The organism is Rothia sp. P100 (assembly GCF_023712425.1).
Taxonomy (GTDB): Bacteria; Actinomycetota; Actinomycetes; order Actinomycetales; family Micrococcaceae; genus Rothia; species Rothia endophytica.
On the sequence record NZ_JAMAYG010000002.1, the window covers coordinates 368,270 to 392,932 of the forward strand.

29 protein-coding genes and 1 tRNA gene are annotated in these 24,663 nt (G+C 55.0%); all 30 read right to left on the reverse strand.

Annotated features, from left to right (window positions below; translation table 11 throughout):
* Positions 1–46: 46 nt before the first annotated feature.
* The 30 genes from M3668_RS06485 to M3668_RS06630 all read right to left on the reverse strand — a co-directional run bounded on the left by M3668_RS06485 (position 47) and on the right by M3668_RS06630 (position 24,663).
* Positions 47–1,696, reverse strand: coding sequence for a hypothetical protein (locus M3668_RS06485; protein ID WP_251380008.1), 1,650 nt, complete (start codon positions 1,694–1,696; stop codon positions 47–49).
* The gene (locus tag M3668_RS06490) at positions 1,697–2,065 is read right to left on the reverse strand and encodes a hypothetical protein (RefSeq protein WP_251380009.1); all 369 of its coding nucleotides are present in this window, start codon (positions 2,063–2,065) and stop codon (positions 1,697–1,699) included.
* Entirely contained in the window at positions 2,062–2,322 is a 261-nt protein-coding gene (locus M3668_RS06495) for a hypothetical protein (protein WP_251380010.1), read from the reverse strand. Before M3668_RS06495 ends, M3668_RS06490 begins: the two co-directional genes overlap by 4 nt.
* Positions 2,322–4,553 carry a hypothetical protein gene (locus M3668_RS06500; protein WP_251380011.1) on the reverse strand — a complete coding sequence of 744 codons (2,232 nt, stop codon included), beginning with the start codon at positions 4,551–4,553 and terminating at the stop codon, positions 2,322–2,324. Before M3668_RS06500 ends, M3668_RS06495 begins: the two co-directional genes overlap by 1 nt.
* A complete protein-coding gene (locus tag M3668_RS06505; RefSeq protein ID WP_251380012.1) occupies positions 4,553–5,329 on the reverse strand; it encodes a hypothetical protein in 777 nt (258 codons plus the stop codon). The genes M3668_RS06500 and M3668_RS06505 overlap by 1 nt, the downstream gene beginning before the upstream one ends.
* Positions 5,329–8,847, reverse strand: a complete 3,519-nt coding sequence (locus M3668_RS06510; protein ID WP_251380013.1) for a phage tail protein — start codon at positions 8,845–8,847, stop codon at positions 5,329–5,331. Before M3668_RS06510 ends, M3668_RS06505 begins: the two co-directional genes overlap by 1 nt.
* 51 nt (positions 8,848–8,898) lie before the next feature.
* Positions 8,899–9,162: a hypothetical protein gene (locus tag M3668_RS06515; protein ID WP_251380014.1), complete on the reverse strand. Its 264-nt coding sequence runs from the start codon at positions 9,160–9,162 to the stop codon at positions 8,899–8,901.
* A 113-nt stretch (positions 9,163–9,275) separates the two neighbouring features.
* Positions 9,276–9,635 carry a hypothetical protein gene (locus tag M3668_RS06520; RefSeq protein WP_251380015.1) on the reverse strand — a complete coding sequence of 120 codons (360 nt, stop codon included), beginning with the start codon at positions 9,633–9,635 and terminating at the stop codon, positions 9,276–9,278.
* 106 nt (positions 9,636–9,741) lie between these two features.
* A complete protein-coding gene (locus M3668_RS06525; RefSeq protein WP_251380016.1) occupies positions 9,742–10,335 on the reverse strand; it encodes a phage tail tube protein in 594 nt (197 codons plus the stop codon).
* A gap of 74 nt (positions 10,336–10,409) precedes the next feature.
* On the reverse strand, positions 10,410–10,805 hold the full coding sequence (locus tag M3668_RS06530; protein ID WP_251380017.1) for a hypothetical protein: 396 nt from the start codon (positions 10,803–10,805) through the stop codon (positions 10,410–10,412).
* 11 nt (positions 10,806–10,816) lie between these two features.
* Positions 10,817–11,119, reverse strand: a complete 303-nt coding sequence (locus tag M3668_RS06535; protein WP_251380018.1) for a DUF5403 family protein — start codon at positions 11,117–11,119, stop codon at positions 10,817–10,819.
* A complete protein-coding gene (locus M3668_RS06540) occupies positions 11,119–11,475 on the reverse strand; it encodes a hypothetical protein (RefSeq protein ID WP_251380019.1) in 357 nt (118 codons plus the stop codon). The genes M3668_RS06535 and M3668_RS06540 overlap by 1 nt, the downstream gene beginning before the upstream one ends.
* Positions 11,472–11,906 (reverse strand): Gp19/Gp15/Gp42 family protein, encoded by a 435-nt coding sequence (locus M3668_RS06545; RefSeq protein WP_251380020.1) that lies wholly within the window; start codon positions 11,904–11,906, stop codon positions 11,472–11,474. Before M3668_RS06545 ends, M3668_RS06540 begins: the two co-directional genes overlap by 4 nt.
* 15 nt (positions 11,907–11,921) lie before the next feature.
* Positions 11,922–12,209, reverse strand: coding sequence for a hypothetical protein (locus M3668_RS06550; protein WP_251380021.1), 288 nt, complete (start codon positions 12,207–12,209; stop codon positions 11,922–11,924).
* A gap of 2 nt (positions 12,210–12,211) precedes the next feature.
* The gene (locus M3668_RS06555) at positions 12,212–13,243 is read right to left on the reverse strand and encodes a major capsid protein (RefSeq protein ID WP_251380022.1); all 1,032 of its coding nucleotides are present in this window, start codon (positions 13,241–13,243) and stop codon (positions 12,212–12,214) included.
* Between the two features lie 18 nt (positions 13,244–13,261).
* The gene (locus tag M3668_RS06560) at positions 13,262–13,627 is read right to left on the reverse strand and encodes a hypothetical protein (RefSeq protein WP_251380023.1); all 366 of its coding nucleotides are present in this window, start codon (positions 13,625–13,627) and stop codon (positions 13,262–13,264) included.
* 3 nt (positions 13,628–13,630) lie between these two features.
* Entirely contained in the window at positions 13,631–14,434 is an 804-nt protein-coding gene (locus M3668_RS06565) for an AAA family ATPase (protein WP_251380024.1), read from the reverse strand.
* Positions 14,431–15,495: a hypothetical protein gene (locus tag M3668_RS06570; RefSeq protein ID WP_251380025.1), complete on the reverse strand. Its 1,065-nt coding sequence runs from the start codon at positions 15,493–15,495 to the stop codon at positions 14,431–14,433. Before M3668_RS06570 ends, M3668_RS06565 begins: the two co-directional genes overlap by 4 nt.
* 10 nt (positions 15,496–15,505) lie before the next feature.
* On the reverse strand, positions 15,506–16,927 hold the full coding sequence (locus tag M3668_RS06575; protein WP_251380026.1) for a phage portal protein: 1,422 nt from the start codon (positions 16,925–16,927) through the stop codon (positions 15,506–15,508).
* Positions 16,928–16,939: 12 nt separating this feature from the next.
* Positions 16,940–18,622 carry a terminase large subunit domain-containing protein gene (locus tag M3668_RS06580; protein WP_251380027.1) on the reverse strand — a complete coding sequence of 561 codons (1,683 nt, stop codon included), beginning with the start codon at positions 18,620–18,622 and terminating at the stop codon, positions 16,940–16,942.
* A gap of 6 nt (positions 18,623–18,628) precedes the next feature.
* Positions 18,629–19,093 (reverse strand): phage terminase small subunit, encoded by a 465-nt coding sequence (locus M3668_RS06585; RefSeq protein ID WP_251380028.1) that lies wholly within the window; start codon positions 19,091–19,093, stop codon positions 18,629–18,631.
* A gap of 424 nt (positions 19,094–19,517) precedes the next feature.
* Complete coding sequence (locus M3668_RS06590) at positions 19,518–19,745, reverse strand: hypothetical protein (RefSeq protein ID WP_251380029.1); 228 nt, start codon at positions 19,743–19,745, stop codon at positions 19,518–19,520.
* A gap of 100 nt (positions 19,746–19,845) precedes the next feature.
* A tRNA-Gln gene (locus tag M3668_RS06595) sits at positions 19,846–19,917 on the reverse strand.
* Positions 19,918–20,160: 243 nt separating this feature from the next.
* A complete protein-coding gene (locus tag M3668_RS06600) occupies positions 20,161–20,871 on the reverse strand; it encodes a hypothetical protein (protein ID WP_251380030.1) in 711 nt (236 codons plus the stop codon).
* The gene (locus tag M3668_RS06605; RefSeq protein ID WP_251380031.1) at positions 20,864–21,295 is read right to left on the reverse strand and encodes a VRR-NUC domain-containing protein; all 432 of its coding nucleotides are present in this window, start codon (positions 21,293–21,295) and stop codon (positions 20,864–20,866) included. Before M3668_RS06605 ends, M3668_RS06600 begins: the two co-directional genes overlap by 8 nt.
* On the reverse strand, positions 21,288–22,553 hold the full coding sequence (locus tag M3668_RS06610) for a hypothetical protein (protein WP_251380032.1): 1,266 nt from the start codon (positions 22,551–22,553) through the stop codon (positions 21,288–21,290). The genes M3668_RS06605 and M3668_RS06610 overlap by 8 nt, the downstream gene beginning before the upstream one ends.
* Before the next feature lie 65 nt (positions 22,554–22,618).
* The gene (locus tag M3668_RS06615; protein WP_251380033.1) at positions 22,619–23,428 is read right to left on the reverse strand and encodes a hypothetical protein; all 810 of its coding nucleotides are present in this window, start codon (positions 23,426–23,428) and stop codon (positions 22,619–22,621) included.
* Entirely contained in the window at positions 23,428–23,655 is a 228-nt protein-coding gene (locus tag M3668_RS06620; RefSeq protein WP_251380034.1) for a hypothetical protein, read from the reverse strand. The genes M3668_RS06615 and M3668_RS06620 overlap by 1 nt, the downstream gene beginning before the upstream one ends.
* 7 nt (positions 23,656–23,662) lie before the next feature.
* Complete coding sequence (locus tag M3668_RS06625; protein WP_251380035.1) at positions 23,663–24,424, reverse strand: phage antirepressor; 762 nt, start codon at positions 24,422–24,424, stop codon at positions 23,663–23,665.
* Positions 24,421–24,663 (reverse strand): hypothetical protein, encoded by a 243-nt coding sequence (locus tag M3668_RS06630; protein WP_251380036.1) that lies wholly within the window; start codon positions 24,661–24,663, stop codon positions 24,421–24,423. The genes M3668_RS06625 and M3668_RS06630 overlap by 4 nt, the downstream gene beginning before the upstream one ends.

The following is a 24,663-nucleotide window of genomic DNA, read 5'->3' on the forward strand; positions in this document are numbered from 1 at the left end:
CGAAAATAGCCAGTTCATCATTCGATTTAGCAGAAGATAAAAGCATTTACGCCCCTTTGACTGTGAAATCATCCAGCGTCCACCCGGCGCCGTTATTGGTAGCTACGCCGGCGCACATAGTAAGAGGCCCCGTAAAAGGTGCATCCTTGGAAACGATTCCACCAGCTGATGATATAGCTCGGAACTCGGCACGGCCGTTGATGACTCGAACGTAATAAGTTGAACCTGCCACTGGTGCCCCTAGCGCCTGGTCGGGCGACCCCGGAGTAACACAAGTAACTGTCGTAGCCGTGATTTCTAGGCGCACCCCAGCAATATCTTCGATAGCCGGAGAATGCGCGAAAAGAACACAGTTCCCTCCGGTAGGTACAGATTTTAGCGTGGCTGAAACTTCCATATTCTCTTGGCCTGCAAATACAGCTGAACAGCTATAGCCGCCACCCGGTTTGAGGACACCGTCCACTGCCACAAGGCCTTGATTGGTTTGAAGTGAAACCCACTGGCCCTTGCCAAGCAACGGACCTTGAACCGAAAAATCATCTGTAAAAATTGTTTCCCCAGGGTTCTTCTGACCTTTAAGTGTGAGCTTCTGAGGAAGTTCTACACCTGTGTAGGGCTGGATATGAAGATCTGTGATTGCCATACCTATGTTGGTGAGAACTTCAAAGAACTTTTCAGGGTTTCCTCCTAGAGTGAAGTCCCCAACTTTGACGCTGTCAACCCATAGAGTGGCGGTCCCTCCGAGGATAGCAACTGCTACATCTCCTCTATTGCCGATTAACCCAGAGAAGGGCTTGTAAGGAGGCGGGGCATCTACACCGATAGTTGGGCCGTTCGATGAAACAACAAACTGCTTCGGGCCAAGCGCGAATCTAAAATTACCTTTACGCGCAAATCGAGAATACTTGAAAGTAATTAGGACTTCCCCAATAAAGCGAGTTCGCCCTCCCCTCCACGTAGCATCCCGGCTAGTAATAGCCTCACCAGATAACGTTGCTATTTGGCCCGCAATCTGAGTGGCGTCCGCTGGGGCAGACCAAGTAAGCGAGTTCCTTAGTTCCGTAAGAGCAACCCCGTTTGCGCCCGTAAAAGTATCATGGAAAACCTCTTGCACGCTACCCGCTACACGGTACCGGGTTTCCGCTACGCTACCCACGATCCCGTTCGATACGGCGGCCACCTCTACTGTGTGACTACTTGCAGCGGCTTGGTTTTTGAGTATCAAAGATGCTCCATCTACCACTAGCCAGGGGCCACCATCGAGACGGTAAACATACGAATCAGCACCAGGCACACCTACCCAAGTGATAGTTGCCCCATCAGCTGTAGGGATTACGGTGAGCTTGACGGCCTGAAGCTGTACGTTAGCGTTCTTACCGGTAAAGCGCACTTCAATGCAGCGCCACTGACCCGTGGAATTTCGGGAGCAGACTACCCCGACCCCCGGTTCGTAAGTCTTACCGGCGATTGTGGTCGATGCCAGAGTGTAAAACTCTTTCACAGCAGGGCCCGTCGCAGAGAGGTCTACTGCCCCGGACACTTCCTGGATAGTGGAAATGCTAGATAACTCAGTTTTGGTTGCATATGCACTCAGATCTGGCGCCGGTGCGTTGGTTTTGACCATCTCAAGGATTTCAGCCTTGAGTACGCTGGGCGCTTTCCCTGTGGGTAGCAGCCCTTTGATGGTAGTGGCCATTTAGATTTCTCCTAATCGGTAGGTCCCGTCCCCCAGATGGGTGACTGGAGAGTCAACGCTGGTTTTGATGATGTAGGTGCCGTCCCCTGGTGTTTCGTCAGCGGCAATAACCATCTGCTCGCCCTCCACCTGTAAAGGCGGCAATGTAACTGAGCGATGGCCCGCCTTGAACGAGACTTGCCATAGGCCGGGGCTCAGCTCAATCGGTTTCATGGCCCCAGCGTTTACCTTGGTGGTACAAGTGGCAGGTATAAAAACGGCCCCTGCTTTAGAAGCCAGAGCCTTTTGAATGAAAGTAACTTCCCCCTCAGCAGGGGTGCGCCCGCCGGGGCCGTAGGGTAGGTAGATTTCACCGGTTACATAGGTCATGCGATAATCTCCCAATCTCCGTCATTATTAGCCTGGACAGCCAAAGGCTCGCCCAGGCCGTTATGGAATGAGTATTGCCCCTCGCCCTCGTGAACGATAAAGACATTCTCACGGGCAGCTAGTCGGGAATCCACGTCAGCGAGTTTCGCGTCAATGACCTTATAGGCAGCTTCGTTGTCATCATCGATGTCAGCGGGGGAGTCGTTACCTCGGTAGGGGATGCCCGAATGCGCGGTTACACCGCCGTAATCTGCCATTAGAAAATCCTCCTTGGTAGACCGTCATACAACTGCTGGTAGCTCTTATCGGCTGGTATCTCCCCATATGTCGCGTAAGCAGCGGTCAGGTCTGCGTAGGTCTTACCCGCTAGGTGGTCTGTCACCTTACGCACCGAAAGGTCACCCTCCCAGGTGGGGACATTACCTTCCCAGGACTCCTTATACCCGGTCAGGATGTATTCAGCAGACCAAGTGAAACGGGGCAGACCGCTTACTTTTTCCATGACGCGAAGTGCGCATACGTCCGAGACCTGCTTACGCGGATCCCAGAGCATAGGCAGTTTCTCAAAGCTGATTTGCTCTTGGCTCATTTCCGCTGAAAGCGCGTCAGCTATCCGCTGGGCATCATCGGGGTGCAAGAAATGGGAAGATTTCAGGGTAAAATCCTGACCCCATACTGGGCCTTGCGTGCGACCCTGGCGCATGAATTTCGTCCACTGCACACGGTATCGTGCTCGTAGCACTGGCATAGGCTGCCCGCGTAAGGGTTCGCGAATTTCATCGACACCGGCGGTTGGGGAAACTGTGTAATACTTCCAAGCATCCGTAAAGCGGGCCAGCCGGTGAGTTATTTTCACTGCCCGCTGCCCCAGAGTCTCAAGCCAAGCTGAAATATCCTCATAACCTTTACCAGTCCACCGCATACGCCCCTCAACCACAGGGTCAGAGAAGCAGATGCCAGTGAAGGAGCCAATTTCATCATCATAAGCTGCGCGATTATCGATGTTATCTGAGGCGTCAATAATCATCTTCAAGTCAGTATCAAGCCCAATAACATCCACATCGTCAGCCCATGAAATGAATTCCACATTATCCTGGGTTTTATCGATTTCAGTAGCACGATCAGGCTGATACACCACCACTTTAGCTGCTGAACCATTACCTTGAATGTTGTAAGTATCACCCTCAATGTAAATGTTTCGCATGGTCAGGTCACGGTTTGTCTCGAAGCTACCCCCGAAAACCTTTTCGCTGAGCACATCACTGGTAGAGAAGTTTTTACGTAAAAGCGAGTCACGGGTCCCTACTAGTACCTGCCCAAATTCATCAGCATGCACAAACCCCAAAGTGGACTCACACCAAGCATTGATTACCTCAGACGCTTTGGTGTTTTCAAAGCCCCGGCAAGCGCTCAGGCGCACCTGCTCCAGGGTTGAGGAAGCGAATTTAGCAGGGGCTTCAGTAGCTTCAGCCATCATTTTGGCCAAGTAATCGAGAGAAGGAACCTCGTAAATTGCTGTACCCGCAGCTCTAGTGACCTGCCCCCCGCTAGGGGTGGCAGTGCTATCAGTAGAAGTGACTGCAGTTGTGTAAGTGCTTGGGGAAGTGAATACTCCCACCTGCCCGCGATTAATAAAAAAGCAGATCAGCGGGTTAGCTGATGCCCCAGCGTAAGAATCAACCTTTTTCAGCCCCTCAGAAGAGTTGGAAAGCCTAATTTCTTTACTCTTAGGGCTATATTCAAGCGTGTGAGTGACCCCGCTGACCGTCATCTGCAGGCGCAGAGTGTCCGAATCATTCGAGGCGCGGCCCATCATAACCAGAATAGGGTGACGGCGTGCCCTAGTGGTGATGCGCAGTGTCATATCTGCGCTATTTAACCCATAGTTCCCCACCCCGACACCATAGCCAATTCCAGCATCAGATTTCTCTCCCACTGAATCCCACATGCCGCCCTGCATACCATTATGGTAAATCGCATTAGTATTCACCGGGGGTAGCACCCCCAGCCCGCACTCTTCCAAAGCCCGCATGACTTGGAAATGAGAGCGCGCATAAGAATTACCGAAAACCAGGGGTGGCAAGGAAACGATTCGCTCAAGGGTATCACCCAACCCATCTGTAATCGGTACGGTGATTATGCCAGTGGTTAGGTCAGTGCTGGGCGTCTTTAGGTAGCCTGTGAAGCGGCGGAAAGTTTTCCCGCCGACCTCAGCATCAATTACCACACGATCCCCCGCCGTAGGTGGCCACCCATCATTACGGCGTACCGGTAGAGGCTGATGTGATGTAACCGCCTGAATGGGAGCGAAAGTGATAGACCCAGTTCGTGAACGCACCTCAGCACCGGCATTCACTAGATTAGCAGGCAGACCCCCGCTAGATTCAATAGCCCAGGACGCCGAGGTATGCAAACGCTCGATACCATTGATATAAACGCGTAGGCGGGTCTCAATGACAGGACCAGGTTCGTAGGGTAGTTGCTGCATTAGCCCACCTCCTTGATGGTTAGAGTCATTTCCCGCCAGAAATCGCGGCTGTAAAGCTCAAAATTATGGAAGCTAGAAGATCCGTCTAATAGAATCACCGAATCAGCCCCGCCACCCACATCCCAAGGACTAGGCCGCTCAGCCCACACCACCTGGGGACAAGCCAGCTGGTTAAAACCCTGGGCACTAATCGTGATGGTGCGGGCGGTAGCCGGCATGGAGGGAATGAAAGCATGAATACGCTGCATCAAATCACCGGCAGCCCTTACAGACTTCGCCCCGCCGGCATTCGCACCGGTTACCGTTCGCGGCTGAATAATAAGCTCAGTAGCCCCCGAAGCATCCACAGAAACCGTCACCGGCGCCCCAGGGAGCACCGGAACCTTATCGGCAAGCACCGTCAAACCCCCACCAACCAGCGAAGCCGGAGAATGCCCACCGTCAGCCGTGGCCACCGCGCCACCATTACTAACCCCGGAGAGTAAAGACTGCGCCGGGGTCAAGGCATTAGTCAAAGATGCCGCTTCAGAGATGAAGTGGAAAGGCCCAGGCCCATAGGCACCATACAGAAAAGAGCGGATTACCGCCGAATCTGCATTTGTGCCATCCAACTCCACCGACCACTCACGATTGCGAGTAGCCGGTGGAGAGGTCACAAACGCCCAGGACTTCGCCGCGGCCTGCTGAATCGAGTACCGAGTCGGTATGCCCTCCTTGAGGCTGACCGGCCAGAGAAATTCATGCATTTTGGCAGGTGTGCCAATCCAACCTGTCATTAGACCAACCTTTCTGCGCGGCGCTTCATCATCATGAAGCTACGCGGATCTACTTCTTCCAGACGATTCAGAACTTCAGCAAGAGACGCGAGCGCGTTACCGTTGTCGTAGCTGGATGCGGTGTTCATTCCACCCGTGCCTGTTGCCGTTGTGGCTGAGTGGTTGATGGGTGGGATGTTGGCGGTGGGGACTGCGACCATGTTTTCTACGGCGGTTTGTGCTTTGCCGGTCATTTTTTCGATGCCTTGGGCGAAGCCTTCACCGGTGTAGACACCGATTTGGCGGAAGACGCGTGAGGGTGATTTGATGCCGAGGAGGTTTTTGGCTCTTTGTTTGACATCGCCTACTACGCCGCCGATTGCGTCAGCGACGCCCCCCGCCATTCCTTTGATGCCGTTGATCATGCCGCGGATAATATCTGCTCCCACGTTGTAGAGCATTTGCGCAGCGTTTCCTATGGCGCTCACGATTTTTCCGGGGAGTTCTCGGAAGAACCCGACTACTTCTTGGATTTTTTGTGAGACTGCTTGGGCGAGCTGGCTGACCATATCGGTTGCAATTTGTTTGGCGGTGGTGAAGCCGTTGGTGATGAATGTTTTTATATTCTCGATTGCATTTGATACGCCATCCCGTAGTGCGTTGAATGCATTCACCGCCATATCGCGTAGCGAGGTGACTGCGGTGATGGCCATGTCTTTTGCGGTGTTGAAGCCGTTGACGACGCCGTCTTTGAGTCCGTTGACTGCGTCGATAGCGAATTGCTTGGCGGCTTCGAAACCGGCAGTGATCATGGTTTTGAGGTTCTCTACGGCTTCGCTTACGCGGGCTTTGATGATTTCCCATGCGGCAGCGATAAGGATAGGTAGGGCTTCCCAGATAGCCTGGGAAGTTGACCTAATTGATTCCCAACCGGAGGTCACAAATTCAATAGCGGCCTGGATTCCATTAGCAATGGTGGTTTTTATCCATTCCCATCCAGCGGCAATGAGCTGGGGAATCGCTTCCCAGGTGGCTCTCGCTGTTTCGGTGATGAATGCCCATCCCTCAACGAAGAAGGTTTTGATGTTTTCAATACCTTCAGTAACGGTTTGGACGAGCCAGGTGATGCCCAGAATCATGCCCGCTAGGACGAGGGCCATGCCATTCACTACAAGGTCATAGAGTGTCTGTGGTAGGTCTATGAAGAACTGGACCACAGCTGCTATACCTGCGCTGACGGCCTCGGTGATGAAGGTCCATGCTAGCTGGATTGCTAGCCCGATGTTTTCCCAAGTGGTGGTCACGAACGCGACTAGCGCGGCCCAGCCATTAGTGAAGAAATCAGAAACAGCCTGGATTCCAGTTTGGACGAAGAGAACGATGTTCTCCCACGCTGTTTGGATAGCTAGGCCGATGTTCTCCCAAGTGGTAGTCACGAACTCGACTAGCGCGGCCCAGCCATTAGTGAAGAAATCAGAAACAGCCTGAAGGCCGGTGCTGATTGCTTGCACAATCCATTCCCAGGCGGCGGTAATAGCTTCGACGATGGCATTCCAGGTGCTGACCGTCCACTCTTTGATTGTGTCCCAGTTAGCGACGATGGCGACTACCAGCGCGATGACAGCGGCCACGATGGCAATACCGGCAGCAATCCACCCAGCCGCCACAGCGGCGGTAACGCTCAGAACAGCTGCAAGAGCAGTAACGATTGGCGCTAGCGCTGATACAACCGGTGCAACTGCTGTAACAATTCCAATGAAAGCAGCGATGAACAACCCGACCGCTGCAACAACAATCAAAATGGTTGCGCTAAGCCCAGGAAATTGCTCCATGAATCCAGCTACCCACGTAATTACGTTCTGGATAATCGGAATCAGAAACTCAAGAGCCCCGCTGAGCTTACTAGTCAGAGCCGTGATGACTGGCTCCATAGCCTGCACCAGCTGAGTAAAAGCAGGTGCCAACCCTGAAATAATCTGAGCGATAACCGGTGCTAGCTGAGAAACCACCTGACCAATGGCCGAGGCGAGCGCTCCAAACACTGGCCCGAGTTCCGTGAAAGCGGGGGCTAGTGCATCTACGGCTACCAGAATTCCTGCGAAGAGGGCTTTGATGCCTGCTCCAAATGCTGGATTTGAGAGTGCGCTGGATATTCCGCCCAGTGCTATGCTGACGGTTTTACCGGCAGTTTCCATCGCGTATGCGATAGTGGGGGCTAGGGCCTCGAATGCTCCGCCTATTGCTTTGATGCCTGGCATTAGTGCAGAGGTGCCAGCTGCTGCACCGGCGAAAAAGGTAGTTAGGGCGCCTTGGAAGGCTGGCCCTTTCATCACTTCGTTGATGGCCTGAAGATTATCGGCCAGAGCTTTTAGGCCGCCGCCACCAGCTGCATTAGCTGCACGGGCGATGCTGGCGAAAATGCCCCCCACTGCGCCTAGTGCTGAGCCTAGATATTTGAGTTGCTGGAGTCCGCTATCAATCCAGGCGAAGATTTGACCAGAATCAGTGTTCTTATTAATCCATGCCTCAAAAGAGTAGGACATCTCGTTGAAAGCACTAGCCAAACCAGGCAGGTAAGCAGAACCAACACCGGCCAGGCGGACCATGGCAGCGGTGAATGAGCCGAAGCCGTCTCCCGCGATGTTGATGGAGTCGCGTAGGTTTTGCAGTGCTCCGTCTAGTACCTTGAGAGACGTCTCTTCGGCTGCGGCGTTGGATACTGCGGCGAAAACTCCACCTAGTTCTGATCCTATTTCGGTGAGCCGTTGTGAGAGTACGGGCAGAACGCTTTGGACTAGGTTTTGCAGAGGCTCTGCAGCGCGTTCCCAGAAAGCTCCAGAGATGGAGTCTTGAATGGCTGAGAAGTCTTCCTTGAAATGCCCCAGGTAGGTGCCTGCATCTTTGAGCGCTGCGACCATGACGCCTACACCTACGCCTACACCAGCGAAAATACCCGGTAATGCTAGGGCTGCTGGTGCCATCGCGGCGAGAGATGACCCCAAAGTGAAGAGGCCGCCAGCGGCTGAACCAGCTACTGCCAGAAGAGAAGTCAGCGCGGTGCCCATAGTTGCTGTGCGCATAGCTATGGTGTCGAAGTTGGTGAAGAGATCTTTGATTCCTGTACCGAATTTCTTCAGCACGTTGCCGCCGGCGAGCGCCATGAGAGCGGTGTTAGCGGCAGTTAGCCCTGTGAGATTTACTCGGATGTTAGCAATGCGGTCTCGGGCTAGACGCATCAAGGAGGCATTCGCGGCTCCTGTGTCAGCGTCGGCGTTGACGGTTACATCCAAGTCTTCTTTGAGTTCTTGCAGTTTGTCTTTTGCATGGCGGATGTCAGCTTCAGCGTTGAGATGGATGACCTCATTGAGTGCTTTAAGAGTGGCCCGCATTTTGGCCAGGGAGGCGCGGTCGAGTTCGACTTCGACGTTTACTTTTCCCTTGACCTTGTTCTCGATGCGTTCGAGGGAGGTTTTGAGTTCGCTACGGAGTTTTGAGGTGTCTGGAAATACTCGTATCGAGATTTTGCCGACAGTTGACACAGGTGGCGCTCCTTAAATAGAAAAGGAGCACCACCTGGTGCTCCGCAGCATTTACACATCGTCGGGGAAGAGTCTTCCGAGATGCATATTTCGGACGCCATTATGGCGGTCGAATTCCTCTTTGCGTTTGGGTTTGATGACCTTTGGTCGGGGGACGGTCTCGGTGGGGCGTAGCTTCTTTCCCTTGTTGCGGGCTGAGAGGCCGTCAACGAGGTTTGCTAGGAGATACGCTTCGAGGGTCCACCCGAAGTGGGTGTCAGTGCCAAGTTGCTTTGCTCTCCAGAGGGAATTAGCTTCGTAGCGAAGCCTTTCCATGAGGGCGGTGATGTGGTCGGTAGATGGTGCCCACCAAATTTCTGTGAGGGGATTGAGGTTGTAGAGGGCGATGAAGTCTCCTACTGCCTCGGGGCTCTCCTCAAAGAATTCGGCTAGCTTAGACCTTTTGACATTTCACCGACGTAGGCCATGATGAGTTCGAGGGAGGGCTTGAGGTTATTCATGCGAGTGAACTCTTCGAAACCTGCCTTATCTGCGATGAAGTTGCCTTCTCGGACGGCGCGGAAGATGGAGCCGATTTCCTTGATTTCCATATCGCCGTCGTTTTCGATGATGGGTTCAAGGGCAGCGAGTAGGCCGATGCCATCTTCAATGCGGATTTCGCTCAAGGGGATGAGCAGCTCGTGGCCCTCGATGGAGGTGAAAGGTACTTCTGCTGCTTTGTAATCGGCGGGCATTTTTGCGCCTGCTGCTTTGGCCTTTGCCTTGGTGGAAGTGTTCTTCTTGGTCATAGTGGGTCTCCTAAAGTAGATGATTTTGTGGGTCTCAAGGTGAGGGGTGACCCTTCCCCGTCTTCTGAGACCCACTCAGAGATAAGACGGGGAAGGGAGTTATTGGTTAGCCGGCAGGGGTGACCGCTGGTGCCTTCTTGCGAGGCTCAAAGTCAGCTTTGATGCGATTCTGAGAATCAGCGCTGATGGCTACAGAAACCGGGACTTCCTTGAAATTTTCAAGGTCGGTTTTAGCGAATCCCGAGAGTAGAGAAACTTTGTAGAGCCCTAGCCCTGAAATCCATTCGCCGTCCTCTTCTACGATGAGCATCATGCATTCCTTGGCGTAGGAATCAGACTTGGTGATGAATGCCTTCTTAGCTTCATCCCACTCACCGCCGCCAACGGTCGCTTCAAAGAACTCCTTATTACGCACTACTGCGTTGAAGGTGCCGGTGTAAGTGCGATCGGCGCGTTGATTACGCTGGCCCTTACGGTCGAAAGTGCGGCGTGAAGTAACCTCGCCGCCTTCGACCTCAAACTCAGGTAGATTCTCAGCAGAAGTATCACCGAACCACTTAAAAGCGCCGTAGGTCGATTCCTGACCAAAAACGAACTTGGAAAGGTCAGGGAATTCGCTATCTAGCGGAGCCAGCAGAATGTGCCCCACATCAGTCAGGGTGAGGTCTTCGGTTGCATCCTTAAGAGACACATTTTCCATAGGAAAACTCCTTTAAATGAAAAAGGCCCCGCCACAGATGGAGGGCCAGGAAATAATTTATTAAGGCTCAAGCTCTACTTGCGCATAAAGCATTGAACAGCGGCGGTGTATTGAAAGAGATCGCCAGCAGCAAGCTCAGAACTAGACAGGAACGGCGCCTGCACCTCAACCAACCTGCTCACCCATCCCCACTTAGTCACCCGATTCTTTGACTCCCAAAGCGCCGAATAAGCAGAATCAGCGAGCGTGAAAGCCACTTCGTCATCTTCAGCTATGGCGCTGATGGTCACCGTGGCCACCGCCCCATGGCCTGGGTTACGGTGGTTCTGGATCATCAGTGGAGCTGAGGCTTCGATGATGAGTGCTGGTAGTCGTGTAGCGATATCGGATGGTGGTGAGGTGGTGACGAAGGCGTCTTGGTCTTTGAGCAGGTCGTAGAAGAGGTTCAGGGTGTTGAATGATTTACTCATGGGTTCTCCCTTTACCTGAAGGCGTCTTTTGCGCGGGTGAAAGCGAAGTGGCCTGGAATCCAATTCCCGGCGCGGCTCATATACCCGAATTCGATGCTCATCGCGCCTTCGTTTTCGGAGTAGATGAGTCGGTCTCTTACCCCTCGCGGCGTCCTGACGGTTTTCCGCTTGATTGAGTGCACGAAGTCGCCTCGTTCCACTGGGGCGAGGCCTACCACGTAGGATTCGGCTAAGGCCGCCACTCTGTCCATTTCTGGGTCGTGTGAGGCAGCCTTAGCGAACTCCAGTTCGAGGTTTTGGAAGAGCGTGGACATTACTTCACCGTCGAGCTTCTTGCTTTCATGAGAATTTTTACGTGACCGGTTCTGGGTGACCTACTGGAGATCAGCCCTTCACCGATTTGTTCGAATTCTCTTCCATCCCAGGTGATGCGCGAATAGGCCCCGCCTGCCCACGGTTTACCGCCGTGGGCTTGAGGGAAGTATTTGATGCGGTAGACGGTCTCAACCGTTACTCCTACCGCTTCGCGCTCATCAGTGGAGGCAGGCTTTACATTGCACTGAAACTTCTGGGGCTGACCGAAAGACTGGACGATGGCACCTCGCGGGCCAATGGTCTCAATCCGAGGTGTGACGGTGACGGTGTGCACGCCCTTGGTGAGGCGGCTCATCGAACTACTCCGTGCCAGGCGGTGCCTTTAGTCAGTGATGCGGCGCGGGGCAGCATGTTTGCTGAGGCTGAGGGGCCGCACCCCAGAAGAGCGAGGTCTTTGTCAGGAAACCAGAGGTTACCCGCCTTGGTGAGCGGGTCAACGGTGTAGGAGTAACCGTCTTCGGATTCTGATTTGAGACCTACTTCTTCGGGGTGCATGCGCGCCACGCGGGCAACTGCTTCCACCACGATATCTTTTGCTATCTCGCGCAGATGCGGGTTGTTAGCTAGGCGATTTCGTAGGGTGGGGCAGGTTGCCAGCAGGCGGCGCTCAGCCTTAGCGATTTGGCCGCTTAGGTAGTCATGGGTGGGGCCATCGACGGTGTCGATGGTATCTCTGACTTCCAGTGCTACATCATCTGGCGTTGCCCCAATCAGGGAGTCATTCATGGGGCTCACCTCCTGTTACTCGTCGTCGAAGGTTTCAGCGGAGTCCTTGATGGTCTCTGCCTCAGCGGGGTTAGTCGCGTCAGCTGCCGGCTCAACCGGCTCAGTCGCGGCAGGAGCTACCACAACCGGCTCAGTCGCGGCAGCCGCTTCTTCGAGCTGTTTAGCCGTGGCAGTCAGCGAACTATCAATGACCTTAGCCAGGTCATTGGGCACCTGGGTGCCTTCAGCCAGGAAAAGCGGCTCACCGCTCTTCGGGTCACGGACGGTCACCCCGGTCAGTAGGAACTTCTTAGCGGCCGCCATGATTAGAGCACCTTCGCAACGTAGGACAGGTTCGCGTTAGCGAGCACAGGCAGCGCATAGGCGTCCATGACCACTTCCAGGCCCACGGGGGGCTTGTCATTGGCGAAGAGCGCGGCCACGATACCTGAGCGGTCACCCTCGCTGATACCCCAGGAATCCTGGTAAGAGGAGGCAGTGGTACCCCAGGCGGTGCCGCCAAGGGTGCCATCCTCGATTTCCTGGGTGAAGCGCTCACCAGCTTCAGGCAGGAGCAGGATGCGGTCAGCAGGGATCAGGCGGCCAGTTGCGTTGGCGCGGTCGTAAACGGTCACGGAGGGCAGACCCTGACCAATGAGGACGTCGTTGACATCCTGGAGACCAGCGGGGCGGGAGCCTCCACCAGCAAGCACAGCAGCGAACTGAGGGCTCTTGGCGATGGTACGCAGCACCTGAGTTGAAAGGAGCAGAGTGCCAGGCTCAGCGCCGTTGTTAGCCGCCTTGTAGGCGTCTACAAAGGTCGCCAGGGACTCAAGGATGTCGGTGCCAGCGGCAGACCACAGCGCAGGGGCGGTAGTGGTGTTGCCGGCGGCGCGGCCGAAAGATTCAGAAATTCGCACATCGCCAGAGTCGACGTTCAAATTTCCGGTCAGCAGCAGTGAAGCGCGAACTCGTTCCAGTGATTCGACGTATGCTTTAGCGATTCCATTCACACGGCGCTCAGCAAAGGAGCGCTTACGCTCATCAGAATCACCGAGGTTGGATGAAATCGCCTTTTCACCGAACTTACCTTGCTCAGAAAGAGCGAGGAGACCGATGTTGCGCTTGACCATCGGCACATCATCACCGAAGCCGGGTTCAGCATCAAGGGCACGGAACTTAGCCTCACGGGTAACTGCGCCGCCTTCAACAGTCACTTCAACGGTGTTACCGTCAACATTGACATTGGGAAGGAAGGCTGCCAACGAGGGCTTTGCCTGCTCAGCGTTCTGGTAGGCAACACGAGCAAATTCAGTCAGAGCGGAAGGCTCGTAAATATCAGTCAGTACAGATGACATTTTTTATTGTCCCCTTTCTTAGAGGTAAGTAATGGTGGTCTGCTTCTGCGCTGCAGGAGCAGTGAAGGTGCCCGGAACATTCGCGGCAATGACAGTGCCGTGGTAAAGGACGCCTACTGGCTCCTTGGATGCGGTGCCGGCGGTGACCACGGGGAAATCGTCCAGCAGGTGACCAGCGATATTAGTGCCGTCGTAAGGCACTGCGTAGCCATCAGTGATGGAAAGGGGAGTGCCGCCGGGGATGTAACCCTGGGGGTAGTGAGTGGCCTGGGTGAACTTTGAGACGTCCAGAGTCAGAGTTCGACCATTCCAGATGCCGTGAGCAGAACCGAGCCAGCGCTGGTTACCGCCGTTGTTGGAGATGGTTTCAGTAATCAGAGGCATGATTTACTTCCTATTCTTGTAAAATTGCTCGGCACGAGAAGCGCCGAATTCCTTGCCGGCAAGCGGCTCGGTCCCCCGGTAACCCCCATGCTGGGAGCCCCGGTTGATCTTGGGAGCAGAGATACCAGAAACCTCGAAAAACTCAGAGATATTGGCATCGGTCTGCTCGTAGCTCTCACCCATAAGCGCCGACGGGTTGACTGTGCCAAGAAGCTTGGACGCCGCCTCATCGGTCAGCTTGCGGGCGAGCGCGGTTTCTTTGAAGCGTTGGGTGAAGTAGGCGGTGTTTTGCTCGGTGAGCACTTTGTCGCGTTCTTCTTGGCGTGCTTTGGTTAGGAGCTCTTCGATGGTGGGCTCGCTGGGGGCGGTGTCCTGGCCTGTATCTGCTGGGTCAGCAGCTGGTTCGCCGTCTAGTGCCAGGGTTTCTTCGCCTTCGTTGGCCTTGAAGTTCTTCCACCACTCATCGATGACCTGGTGATTGGTGTCGGCGCCGTCGCGCTCTAGGACTCGCTTCTTAGAGACCTCTGGGGAAGTCAGGAGTGCTACGGTGCTTTCAGCTCCTAGACGCTTAGCTACCTCAGCTCGCTCAACAGGGTCAGCGAGGGTGCGCACCACATAGTAGTCGGCGTCTGATGCTTTGGCGGCTTCCTCTGCCTGGTCGCGCCAGCTCTTGGCGGTTTCTTCATCAGGGGCGATGGAGCGGAAATCGTCGAGGTCAATGACCTTGCCTTTTTCCCCGGCCAGCTCGCGGGCGTAGGTGGTTTTACCGGCGCCTGGGGCACCAGTAATAAGTTTCTTGATGGTCATGCTGCTTTGAGCTCCTTGGTGTAGGAAAGGACATTTTTGCGTTCACGCTGCAGTCCGTAGACGTAACCGCGTATCGAGATGTCATCAGGTGACTTGCCGGCGGCTTTAGCCTCATCAATCGCCTTTTGGTAAGCGTCAAGTTTCTTCTGAGAGGTATCGAGCAGACGCTGGGTTTCAGCGGCATTGCGATTCTTCTTCTTGCGCAGGTCAGTATCAGAGTTCACTGCCCGTAAGTGACGCTTGGGTGGACGCTTGCGTGCGGCGGCTTCTTCAGGGCTGAGGTAGCTTTGCCCAACCCTCACCAGGGTGGGGCCAAGCTCCCCATGCTCGTAACTGGTCACGCGAAGACGTGCCAGGTCTTCCCTGCGGGTACTACCTCCAGCGGCTGAGTAAAGCTCTTCAATATCCTGCTGGTTGAGCTTGAGCCCCGGGTCGCTCCGGGCGGTCACCGGAGCTACCGTGCAATTACACCCATCATGCAAAGGCATCAGCTCTTTAAGGGAGTAGAGACGGTCAGCGGCCACAATGCACAGGCCGCAGACCCCGGATTTGGAAAGCTCAGGATGAATCACACGCCGATACCCCTTGACCTTCTCACTACGCCTGAATTCACGAATCTGCGCATCCCTAGCAGTGATAGCCACATCAGCCTTAGCGATATGACCAGCACGGTTCATCGCTGCAGCGAGCGCTTCCGTGTCGTTTTTCCCTTGCGAGATGGCGTAGCGGTAGGCTTCTGCCGGGCGTTCCCAGAGTTCTAAGGGGTCCACCCCTCGGGGGTGTTCAAGAGCTTCTAGCGGGTCAACGGTGATGTTTTCACCGGTTTGCCGTAGTAGCTCGCGGGCGGTTGAGGAGGCGGTACGGCGCACCTGCGTGAGGGCTGCCGCTTCGGCTTCAGCGGCCAGCTTGGCGGCGCGTTGAACGCCGTCTGGCTCGTACCAATCCTCGAAGCCTCCCCAGATGCTGGCTAGCATTTCCATGAGTGCTGCTATGAGCTGGGCTTGCATACCAGAGGACGCGAGCACGGTTTTCATGAGGGAGGTCGTGAGCTTATCAGCCACGGTGCACCTCCTAGTTAGTAACGCCTAGGTTCTGGGCGTTGAGCAGGTTACTCAGCGCATCATCAGCACGGTGAGAGAGCATTTGCTGGATCTCGGCCGGTGACATCTCAAAGAACTTCTCCGCCACGGTTTGCAAGGGAATGCCTGCTGCGGTGGCAAACTGCCCAGCTTGGGCTCGTTCCATGAGGGAAGAGCGGCGGGTCGGTGCCCAAACAATACGCATCTGGCTTCGGTCAGCCCGCTCTTCATCACCAGAGACCTTGAGCATGTGCGAGACCGCGGCGGCGAAGCGGGGGGTCAGCCGTTTTTGCAGGTCCTCAGCCTTGAAGATTTGCCCCTCACGCATGAGCTCAGCAGAAGCGGCTGCTTGCTGCGCTGCATCAGATGAGAGAGCGTAGAGCGGAGCCTGAGCGGCAATCGCCAGGCGCTCCACATCCTTCGAGACAGAGGTGATAATCGGGTTGATATCAGCCTGCCCAGATTCCCAGACCTTGGCCGCTTCTGGCATAATCCACAAAGAACCGGGGTCAGATGTGAAAATCGAGTCGTAATCGATAGGCTCACCGGTGCTGGGGTCAGCATTGGGTACACCTGAGACGGCGCGCTGTTTGAAGGATTGAAGGGCTATAAGAATCATCTGCTGCAGGATGGTGTGATTGATGCGCTGCATGTGGGGGATATGCTTCTCAAATTCCCCCACGCCGAAGCGATTCAAAAGCGTAAAGACCGGCACACCAGACACCGAATTCTCTATCTGGCCAGGTACCTCAGCATCTTCTTCCTCTTCATCCCACACAAACTCCCCAAGGTTGGGGGTAGCGTTACGCATGATGACTGACCGTCCGTATTTATAGGCGGTACGCGTGTAATCCTGGCGGTAAATCACCAGAACATCACGGTCAAGGGCATCATCACGGTAGAGCTTGATGGCCGCAACATTCTTGGAAGGGTCTTGCGGATCAGCTGCAGCATTAACCTCTAGCGGGTGCTCAGCGGTAATCCGCCCCTCAATACCGCCATCAGCGTCAACCGGGCGCACCAGCAGATAGCTGACCGAGAGGGCCAGCATCCACTCAATAGCCTGCCTAAACTGGCTAGCGGCATCAGAAGAGAGCAACAGACCGTTCACGACGCTGTCACCTTCAGGGTCGCTGTCCTGGACGGTACGCACCGTTTCAACCTGCACCCGGTAGAGAGTCGAAGAAACAATCAGCTCAGCCAGGTTTAGTGAAGCGATTTTGACCAGACGCTCATAGGCTGCCCGATCTGACTCCTTCTTCATTTCCCAGGGAGCCGGCGGGGTGCCATCGAGCCAAGATTGCAGCTCTTCCACACGCTTACGGCGGCCCTGAATACCTTTAGCTAGGCGCAGAGCCCACCACTCATCAGAGCCAGGGGCTTTCTTGGCGGTTTCCATGCTGAAATGTTTCAAGTTTCCTACCTCCTATCGGGCTTTCACCGGCACGAAGCTGGCTTTATCGGGCTTTTTCTTCTCGTCTTTGACCATCAGGTACTTAGCGCGAGCCTCATGCGCCAAAGTGGCCGCAATAGCGCCGTCAATCTTGCGAGGTGAGTTCTTCGATTCCTTACCAATGACCTCAAGGCCGCGAGCGCGGACCCATTTCTGGGCGTTTTGCAGGTGGCGGATGAGGCGGCGGTTGGGAATGATTTTCAGCCGCTTGTCATAGAGGGCAATTTTGAAGCGCTGTAGGGCGTGCGCCATCGCTGAGTCGCGGTTGGTGTAGAAGGAAATCTTTGATTCGCGTGAGCCTGAAACCATGAGCCGCTCACCGAACTCTCGCTCCCATTTATCGACCCAATCGAGCCAGTAAGGAGGATCAGCGAAGAACCCGACGACTTCGAAGCGCTTGAAAGCCAGGCAAACTGCGGCGTCGAACTTTTTGTCGTTGACCCGCCAGTTTTTAGCTTCGGGGCCGTCCGGGCGCTCCTGAATCAGCAGGGGAAAGATGAGGTTATCCTTGACTCTGCAACCGACCAGGGCGGTGGCATCGTTGGTGAGCGAGCCGTCAAAGCCGAGGGTGATTTGGTCGCCGTCCTTGATGATGTCACCCCACTTCTCTGGGTAGCCCAGAGTCGCATTGGTAATAGCTTCAAGGGTCAGCCAGGAGTTGGAGCCTTCCACCAGGGCGTTGAGGAAGTAGCGGCGGGAGTCCTGGATGGTTGACCGGGGGTCAAAAATTGAATCGATGATGCCCTCAACCGAATTCCACAGCATCGCCTCACCGTAGGCTTCTTCGATGGCTTCAGCCAGTTTCTCGCGGTCTGATAGATCTACCAGGTTTGAGCCGCGGTGGTCGTAGAGCAGACGCTTGCGGCCACGGAATTTGCCGTCAAGGATGTTGCCGGCCAGTTGGTAGGTGGATTCAGCAATGGATTCCTCACCGGGGGCGTACATTGTGGTGGTTTCCAGGTACCAGGTGCCCGCCCCCTTCTTACGCTTGGCCAGGTTGCGGCTTACAGTGGAAAACATGTTGCGTAGGCGGGGGATGTTGTAGAGGTGAGTCTCATCAAAGACCACGAAGGTTTCCTTGCCACCGTCCTTAGACGCTGCACCGGAGGTCGTGGGCACGATATCGCCACCATCAGGCAGCTTTACCCGTGTCAAACCAGCATCCATGCCCTGTGCTTTGAGCACTGAGAGAGGGCCTTCGGTCAGATTCACGTACACGGTGTCATACGTGTTCCCCGTCTGCCCCTCTTCGGTGGCCATGATGCGCACCATGGGGTCAACCACGCTGCGCCCCATGGGTTCGCCGGGCTCGTAGACGTAGGTTTGACCAAGGAACTCGTATTTTTCCCCGCCTTGAGCCCAGCCAGCGAACCGGCAAGGCCCAAAAGCTTCAAAGAGAGCAAGGCGAGCGCCCAACCCTGATTTATCGCAGCCTTTGGGGCGTGAGAAGAAAGCAGAATCAACCAGACGGTCACCGGTTTCATCCAGCAAGTAGCAATCGACGATGAAACCGCCGAACTCATCACCAATTTTCACTGGCTCACCACGAACATCGCCTGGGCCGTGGACTAAAAAGGTTTCCATCCACCACAGGGCAATCCAGCCAAGTGATTGGGAGCGGTCAGCGCCATCAGGGCGAATCAGAGTGCGGGGCACAGGTCATCACTCCTCCTGCAGCAAGCGGCTCCTTCGGCTTCGATGCGCGGACATGGAGACGATATCGGTATCAGATACTTCACCGACCTCGGGCACCGTGATAATTTCGGCGCGTAGGCGGTTACGGTCATCAGGGGTAGCACCAAACTTTGCGACACGCAGGCGCACTTCAGAAGCAAAATCCCAGCGTCCGTTGTGCCACATGTTGTGGTGCATCAAGGCAGTGTCAAGCAGGTAATCCCAGTCAGGGGCAGAGAGCATGCGCGTGGACTGAGGCGAGCGCCGCCAGTTATCCCACCAGCGCCGGGTGACCTCGTGCCACTCGATGGGGTTTCCCTCTTTGTCTTCGCCCAGTACGCCAACAGGTAGCTCAGGGCCACGCAGCGTCCCATCCTCCACCAGCTGGGTAAATTCGGGGCGTTTATTGCGCCGGATGGCGTTTTTATCAGGCGCAGGACCAGCACCAGCCATAACGAAAACACCCCCAAGACAGAAGCCAAAAAGTATTAATGATTAGGTGAAACGTATTCCCCGAGACCCGTACACACAGCGAGAGGCAGAACCAAGCGGGCTAGGGGAAACGTAGGGCGGGGGAGGGCCCCCGACCCCCGGTCAATCAGAAACCAGACCGGGGTGAGACACAGATTTTTTGCCGGAACGAGCCCGGCTTCCACCTTGTCTCGCGGTTTTTTGATTGTGATGCCACGAGCAAAGAGAGCGAAGCATTTCAATACGGTGGTCATGAGCTTCACCGATGTGGTCAACGTCCGTCGCCTTCTCAGTGCAACGACGTCCGGTGTCCTCACGGATGTGAGTGCACTGGTAACCATCACGCTTGAGCACGATAGTGCGACGCCGCCACCAGTCAGCAGGCAGCGGTGCAGTGCGTGAGCTTCTAATCCCCCAGGGCATTGTAGGGATCCACTGCCCTGGTCAGGAAATGAGCAAGGCCGACTCGAGTAGCTGAGTGAGAAGTCGGGCTAGAAGTAAAGGACATCGACCCGAAGTCGTCATCAAGGTTGGAAACAGATAGCCCTACCAGCGCATCAGTAACAACGTCTCCATCATCAAAGTCGCAAGAGTTCAAAGGAATCTCAGTGCCATCATCAAGAACCAACTTCACAGGTACACCCCTAATCTATAAAAGCTATAAGTTGAAGCGCGCTACTTATGCTTGATCCACGATGGTTCAGAACAAGAATCGAAAAGGAAGCAGCGCGCAGCTGGGCTACTAGGACTCGAACCTAGAACACCGGGACCAAGGCCCGGGGAGTTGCCAATTACTCCATAACCCAAAGAACAGACCAGCGGCGGCCATCAAAGACAACAAGAAGACGACCGCCACTAAGCCTCGCTCGTACACAGAAAGCACCAACACCAAATGGAAAGGAGAAAGATCCGTAAGCCCAAACCAAAGCGATGTGAATGCACAGCTGTTAAATGACGAAAGCCCCTTGCACTAGCAAGAGGCTTTCGAACCGGCTAACCGTATTTAGATACAGTAAACCACAGCAACAACAGCATAACAGCAAAAATAGCTAACGCGCAAGCAACCGGGCAGAAAGATTCGGATCAACCAAACCACCCAACTCCCAGAGCTTATGCCTCGGCCACACCTCAAAACAGCAATTACACATCACCGATTCAATCTGCTCACCCTCCCACAAAGCCACCATCGCAGGAGCCACCAGGCGGCCACCGTCCTCATCGTAGGTAAACCACTCCGAAGCCCCACACTCAGAAGAAGGACACTTACCCTGAATCGGCGTCCGACGCTCAGGAGCAAGGTAGGTCTGAATCTTCACTACCCACGAACGCCATCGCGGACCACGAACCGCCAACACCTCAGCCGGCAACTCATCAACCCGACCCAACACAGCCAGAGCATCAGCAAATAAATCCTCCTTCGCATAAGGGTCACACGCCAGAAGCTCAACAGCATCCCAATGCAACTCACGGCTAATAGAACCCAACAGCTCAACCGCCACCAAATCCACGGGGACACCAGACCGAGAAGCACCAGCACTAGACCCCTCAGACCCCTGACGCTCAGCCGCCATCCGCAACTGCTCCAGCAACGGCAACTCAACCGGGGGAGCAATCACACCCAGCTCATCAGCCGCCACCAAATCAACCCGCACCCGCTCCTCAGCAAGAAGCTTCAAAGAATCACGGGCAACCGACCGAACCTCCCAATCAGAGATACAACCCCAGCAACCACAGTTCACATCATCTACATGCTCAGGCATTAGTAGCCCCTCTCAAATCGTTATGAATGCGCTCGCTGGCCCAATCCTTCGGGTACCAGAAAGCATGGTCAGCACCGGCCTTGCGTAGGCCATCAGCCCACTGCTGCTGTTCCTTGCTGATAACTCCCTTGGCTGACTTCAGCTCGCGGAAGAGTACGCGCTCGGTTCGCGGGTTCACCAGCACCAGGTCAGGGAAACCAGGCTGAGACCGACGCGAATCATGCGTGTGATAAATCAAGATGTAACCAAACCCCGTCGCTAAGGAAATAACGTTGTCCTGAAACAACTTCTCTGACCAGGAATTGATTTCACGGGCGCGAAGCTCAGCAGCGGTCATGGTAAATGATGATGGGGTAGTGCCCTTGGGTATCTTGGTTTTATGAGTAACCCACTCTTTAGGGATCACTGCTTTACTTCTAGTCATTGCTTTTACGCTTCCTTCTTCTCTTACGCTTTCTGGGTGTAGGTGATTCAGTTTCTCTTTGCTCTTCAGCTTTTGTTTTTGGGTAGGAGGTTTCCCGACCCGACCCGTCCCGACCCGGAACTTCCAGACTCTCCCCACTTCGTTTCTGTCTGTTTCTGCAGAAGTCTGGCTGAACTCTGCCAGAGTGCCTTTTCACGCGTCCTGGAGCCTGCTTCAGCGGCTCTACAGGTGCACGGCGGGCACTTGGCGCAGACGCTTCTACCGACTCCGTTACGAAGTCAGGAGCGCCCTCTAGCTCACTGTCCTGCAAGTCCTTTTCGAACTGCGCGATCATGGCGCTGTGGTCATCAACAGGAACCTGTGCATCAGGAGTCTCAACCTGCGGAGCCTGTGAGGGCTCAACGCTGGGAGACTCAGATGCCGGCTCAACCGGTGTCCATTCAGAGTCGCCATAGAAGGGAACCTGTGCATCAGGAATCTCTACCTGCGGAGCCTGTGAGGGCTCAACGCTGGGAGACTCAGATGCCGGCTCAACCTCGGCAGTGAAAATAGGCGGGGTGGTGGGCTGCACGTTGAATCCCCACTTACCCAGCTGCTCCACGGTGGATTCGCTGTAGTAGGGGTTAGCGGGTGCGGGTCGGAGTTTCTTAGTCCAGTTCTTTCCGTTTCCTCTCTGTTGATTGCACTGGCGGCATGAGACGTAGAGCTTGCTAGGGTCGCCGTTGGCCACAACCATGCTGGTTGCGTGGTCGTAGGTGCCGGCGCGGCCGCCGTTGCGGGCATCGAAGTTGACGACGATGCCGCACCAGCGGCACTGGTCACCGTCACGTAGGCGGACTTTGCCGCGCAGGATGGGGTCATTCAGATCCTTATCGCGGCCCTTGTTCCAGTCGGCTTCGGATTTCAGGATGATGTTCACGAAGTTATCTGGGTCAGCAAGGAGCCTGTAGCCCGTGCGCCCTTCCTTGTTGTGGACCACCTGGGTGAAGAAGCCTGTGAACAGCGCAGCGTCAACTAGACGCTCCCAATTCATGCGAAAGCGGCCGCCACCAAGGACGTCCTGCTCCATGCCGCCTTCCTTCTTAGCCACACCTTCCTCAATGATGTAGTCAGTGAAGTAGAGGGCGCTGTGGGAGGCGCAGAAGAAGAGGAAGCCCATTAGCTCCCGCTTCAACTCGGGGCTGTAGTAGTCAAGGTCGAAGAGGCGGGCGAAGTTGGGGTGATCCCCTGCGGTGTCTGACCATTTATGCCATGCCATCTATCTGCCACCTCCTTTCACTTGCTGTGCTTGTAGTTTTTCTCATGTAGTGAGCTTTCAGGTTGTTAGAGCGTGCGCTCTTCGAATACGGTCAGTTGCTCACGTACCGTGTGCTGAGGGAAGAACTCGGAATTCGAGAAAACGTCCTCTGACCATTCATCAATAGAACGTGTGTACGACTGCTTGGACTCGTCGCGGGGGCCCTTCACTCTGCAGCAGGCCACGAAGAAATCACCGAAGCGGGCCACCAGGTTGAACCCGCGCATGCTCATCACTGGGGAGCCAAACATTTTGCAGGCCTTATCCAACGCCGCAATGCCGTTAGGAGTCAGGCTGAACTCGCGGAATTCCTGGCCGGCAACCATTGCCTCAGAAGCAACCGTGGCCCACTTCTGCGCGATAGCCACATGGCGGTTATCAGCTCCGGCAAATTGGCTAGCGCGAGCCCCAAAGAGCTGCCCTTCCTCATTGACGCGCAACATGGTAGATCGCGTGTACTCAATGTAAGTACCGGTCATGTCCTTGCCGTGGGCCTGGCTCTCGGTGTGCTCAACTTCGATTTTCAGCAGGTTCTCACTGTTTTTGCGAGGCTTGAAAGTGCCCAAGAAGAGCTGCGCTTCTTCACGCGTAATAGCGAAATCAGTCACCTCACCCTCATAGTCGGTGAGCGGCATGGTGTAGATAGCCCAAGCGCCGTCAGCATCAAAGGCCGAGATGGCCAGTTTGCCCTGGTTGGTGATGTTGAGGTTCACCAGCTCGTGAGGGGCGTAAGTGCCGTTGACGCGGTCATCTTCCTTAGCCTTGCTGGTAAAAGGGAGTAGTGCAGTGAAAGCCTGAGCAAGCAGCTCACCTTTGACAAAAATTTCGTGCGTCATTAGAAATCTTCCTTTCCAGCGTTTTCTAGTGCGTCTTGATGTACGTCGGGGTAGTAGCGGGCGATGTAGCCCAGCCGGCGGTTCTGCATCTGTAGCTTCTTTTCCAGATTTAGGACTGCTCGCATAAGTTCTGCGCCGATGGCGGCCGTCTTTTGAAGTGCTGGTGCTGCTTTAGACACCAAGGACTCAGCAGCAGTTAGTTCAGCCGGTTCATTCTTCTTTTTCATAGCTTCATCAGCTCGCAATCTGGGTCAGTTCTTCAATGGAGGGGAGCAGGATCTCTCGCAAGCGGGTCAAGCCCTTGGTTGTCACACGTACTTGCGGGGCAGCCATCTTGCGGACGCCGGCGTTCTGGTCAAAATAGCTTTGGGCTTTGGCGGTCAGGTAGCCCCGCTCGATAGCGGCCTGCATAATATGACGTTCTCCACCGCGCAGGTAGGTCCATTTCAAATCGTCTAGCTTCTTGAAAAGCCGTAGCGGGCCCACCTCGATTCCAGCTCTCTGCAGTACCTTGGCAGCCTCACCCACAGCGTAAGACCCCTCAGCGCTCAGGAAATCATCAAACTGCTCAGCCTTGGGGCGTACCACCTCAAGCTCAGCCCGCTGCTGTTGCACTACGGCCGTGAGCTCACCCATAAGAGCCAGCGAGCGCTGTTCGAGGGTTTGTGGGGTTTTGTATTCGCCGGTTTTGCGGATGGTGGGTAGGACGTCGTTGGTTACCCACTTTTTGAATGCTTTGGCTTCTGGTTTCCTGGAGCGCATGATGGCTGAGTAGAGGCCAGATTCGTTGATTATGCTGACTTTTTGTTCACCGCCGAGGGTATTCATATTGTGAATACCCTTTTCTTCTGGGTCGAGGTTTCGGCTCATGTTGGTAGCAAGGTCGTACCCTAATAGGTTTGCGACGTCGGCTGCTACGAACCAAGGTTCTCCATTGATGAGCAGTGCTCGGAGTTGTAGGCCGTTGAAGTTGAAGGGTTGGATTTCCTGGTTCATTGTTTTTCCTTTCTGGTGGTGAATGGGGTGGTGAAGAGTTTGAGGAGGCTGGTGAGGGTGATGTAGAGGATGGGGATGGGCCAGATGAGGGAGCAGCCTAGTAGGGTTTTGAAGGTTTTAGCGGCGTTCTTGTCGTCTTTTTTGGTGGCTTCTAGTTGTAGGCCGCCTACGATGGCCGCGAAGAGGAGTACCGAGGCTAGGTAGATGATGCTGAGGGTGATGATGAGCCAGGTGGGCAT

Coding starts and splice junctions, on each gene's coding strand:
- M3668_RS06555 (WP_251380022.1), bottom strand. CDS start 13,243: ATGTCATCTGTACTGACTGATATTTACGAGCCTTCCGCTCTGACTGAA.
- M3668_RS06610 (WP_251380032.1), bottom strand. CDS start 22,553: ATGGCATGGCATAAATGGTCAGACACCGCAGGGGATCACCCCAACTTC.
- M3668_RS06500 (WP_251380011.1), bottom strand. CDS start 4,553: ATGCAGCAACTACCCTACGAACCTGGTCCTGTCATTGAGACCCGCCTA.
- M3668_RS06495 (WP_251380010.1), bottom strand. CDS start 2,322: ATGGCAGATTACGGCGGTGTAACCGCGCATTCGGGCATCCCCTACCGA.
- M3668_RS06525 (WP_251380016.1), bottom strand. CDS start 10,335: ATGGAAAATGTGTCTCTTAAGGATGCAACCGAAGACCTCACCCTGACT.
- M3668_RS06605 (WP_251380031.1), bottom strand. CDS start 21,295: ATGACTAGAAGTAAAGCAGTGATCCCTAAAGAGTGGGTTACTCATAAA.
- M3668_RS06620 (WP_251380034.1), bottom strand. CDS start 23,655: ATGAAAAAGAAGAATGAACCGGCTGAACTAACTGCTGCTGAGTCCTTG.
- M3668_RS06550 (WP_251380021.1), bottom strand. CDS start 12,209: ATGGCGGCCGCTAAGAAGTTCCTACTGACCGGGGTGACCGTCCGTGAC.
- M3668_RS06630 (WP_251380036.1), bottom strand. CDS start 24,663: ATGCCCACCTGGCTCATCATCACCCTCAGCATCATCTACCTAGCCTCG.
- M3668_RS06585 (WP_251380028.1), bottom strand. CDS start 19,093: ATGGCTGGTGCTGGTCCTGCGCCTGATAAAAACGCCATCCGGCGCAAT.
- M3668_RS06520 (WP_251380015.1), bottom strand. CDS start 9,635: ATGACCAAGAAGAACACTTCCACCAAGGCAAAGGCCAAAGCAGCAGGC.
- M3668_RS06600 (WP_251380030.1), bottom strand. CDS start 20,871: ATGCCTGAGCATGTAGATGATGTGAACTGTGGTTGCTGGGGTTGTATC.
- M3668_RS06540 (WP_251380019.1), bottom strand. CDS start 11,475: ATGAGCCGCCTCACCAAGGGCGTGCACACCGTCACCGTCACACCTCGG.
- M3668_RS06565 (WP_251380024.1), bottom strand. CDS start 14,434: ATGACCATCAAGAAACTTATTACTGGTGCCCCAGGCGCCGGTAAAACC.
- M3668_RS06560 (WP_251380023.1), bottom strand. CDS start 13,627: ATGCCTCTGATTACTGAAACCATCTCCAACAACGGCGGTAACCAGCGC.
- M3668_RS06615 (WP_251380033.1), bottom strand. CDS start 23,428: ATGACGCACGAAATTTTTGTCAAAGGTGAGCTGCTTGCTCAGGCTTTC.
- M3668_RS06505 (WP_251380012.1), bottom strand. CDS start 5,329: ATGACAGGTTGGATTGGCACACCTGCCAAAATGCATGAATTTCTCTGG.
- M3668_RS06535 (WP_251380018.1), bottom strand. CDS start 11,119: ATGTCCACGCTCTTCCAAAACCTCGAACTGGAGTTCGCTAAGGCTGCC.
- M3668_RS06545 (WP_251380020.1), bottom strand. CDS start 11,906: ATGAATGACTCCCTGATTGGGGCAACGCCAGATGATGTAGCACTGGAA.
- M3668_RS06530 (WP_251380017.1), bottom strand. CDS start 10,805: ATGAGTAAATCATTCAACACCCTGAACCTCTTCTACGACCTGCTCAAA.
- M3668_RS06485 (WP_251380008.1), bottom strand. CDS start 1,696: ATGGCCACTACCATCAAAGGGCTGCTACCCACAGGGAAAGCGCCCAGC.
- M3668_RS06515 (WP_251380014.1), bottom strand. CDS start 9,162: ATGGAAAGGCTTCGCTACGAAGCTAATTCCCTCTGGAGAGCAAAGCAA.
- M3668_RS06625 (WP_251380035.1), bottom strand. CDS start 24,424: ATGAACCAGGAAATCCAACCCTTCAACTTCAACGGCCTACAACTCCGA.
- M3668_RS06490 (WP_251380009.1), bottom strand. CDS start 2,065: ATGACCTATGTAACCGGTGAAATCTACCTACCCTACGGCCCCGGCGGG.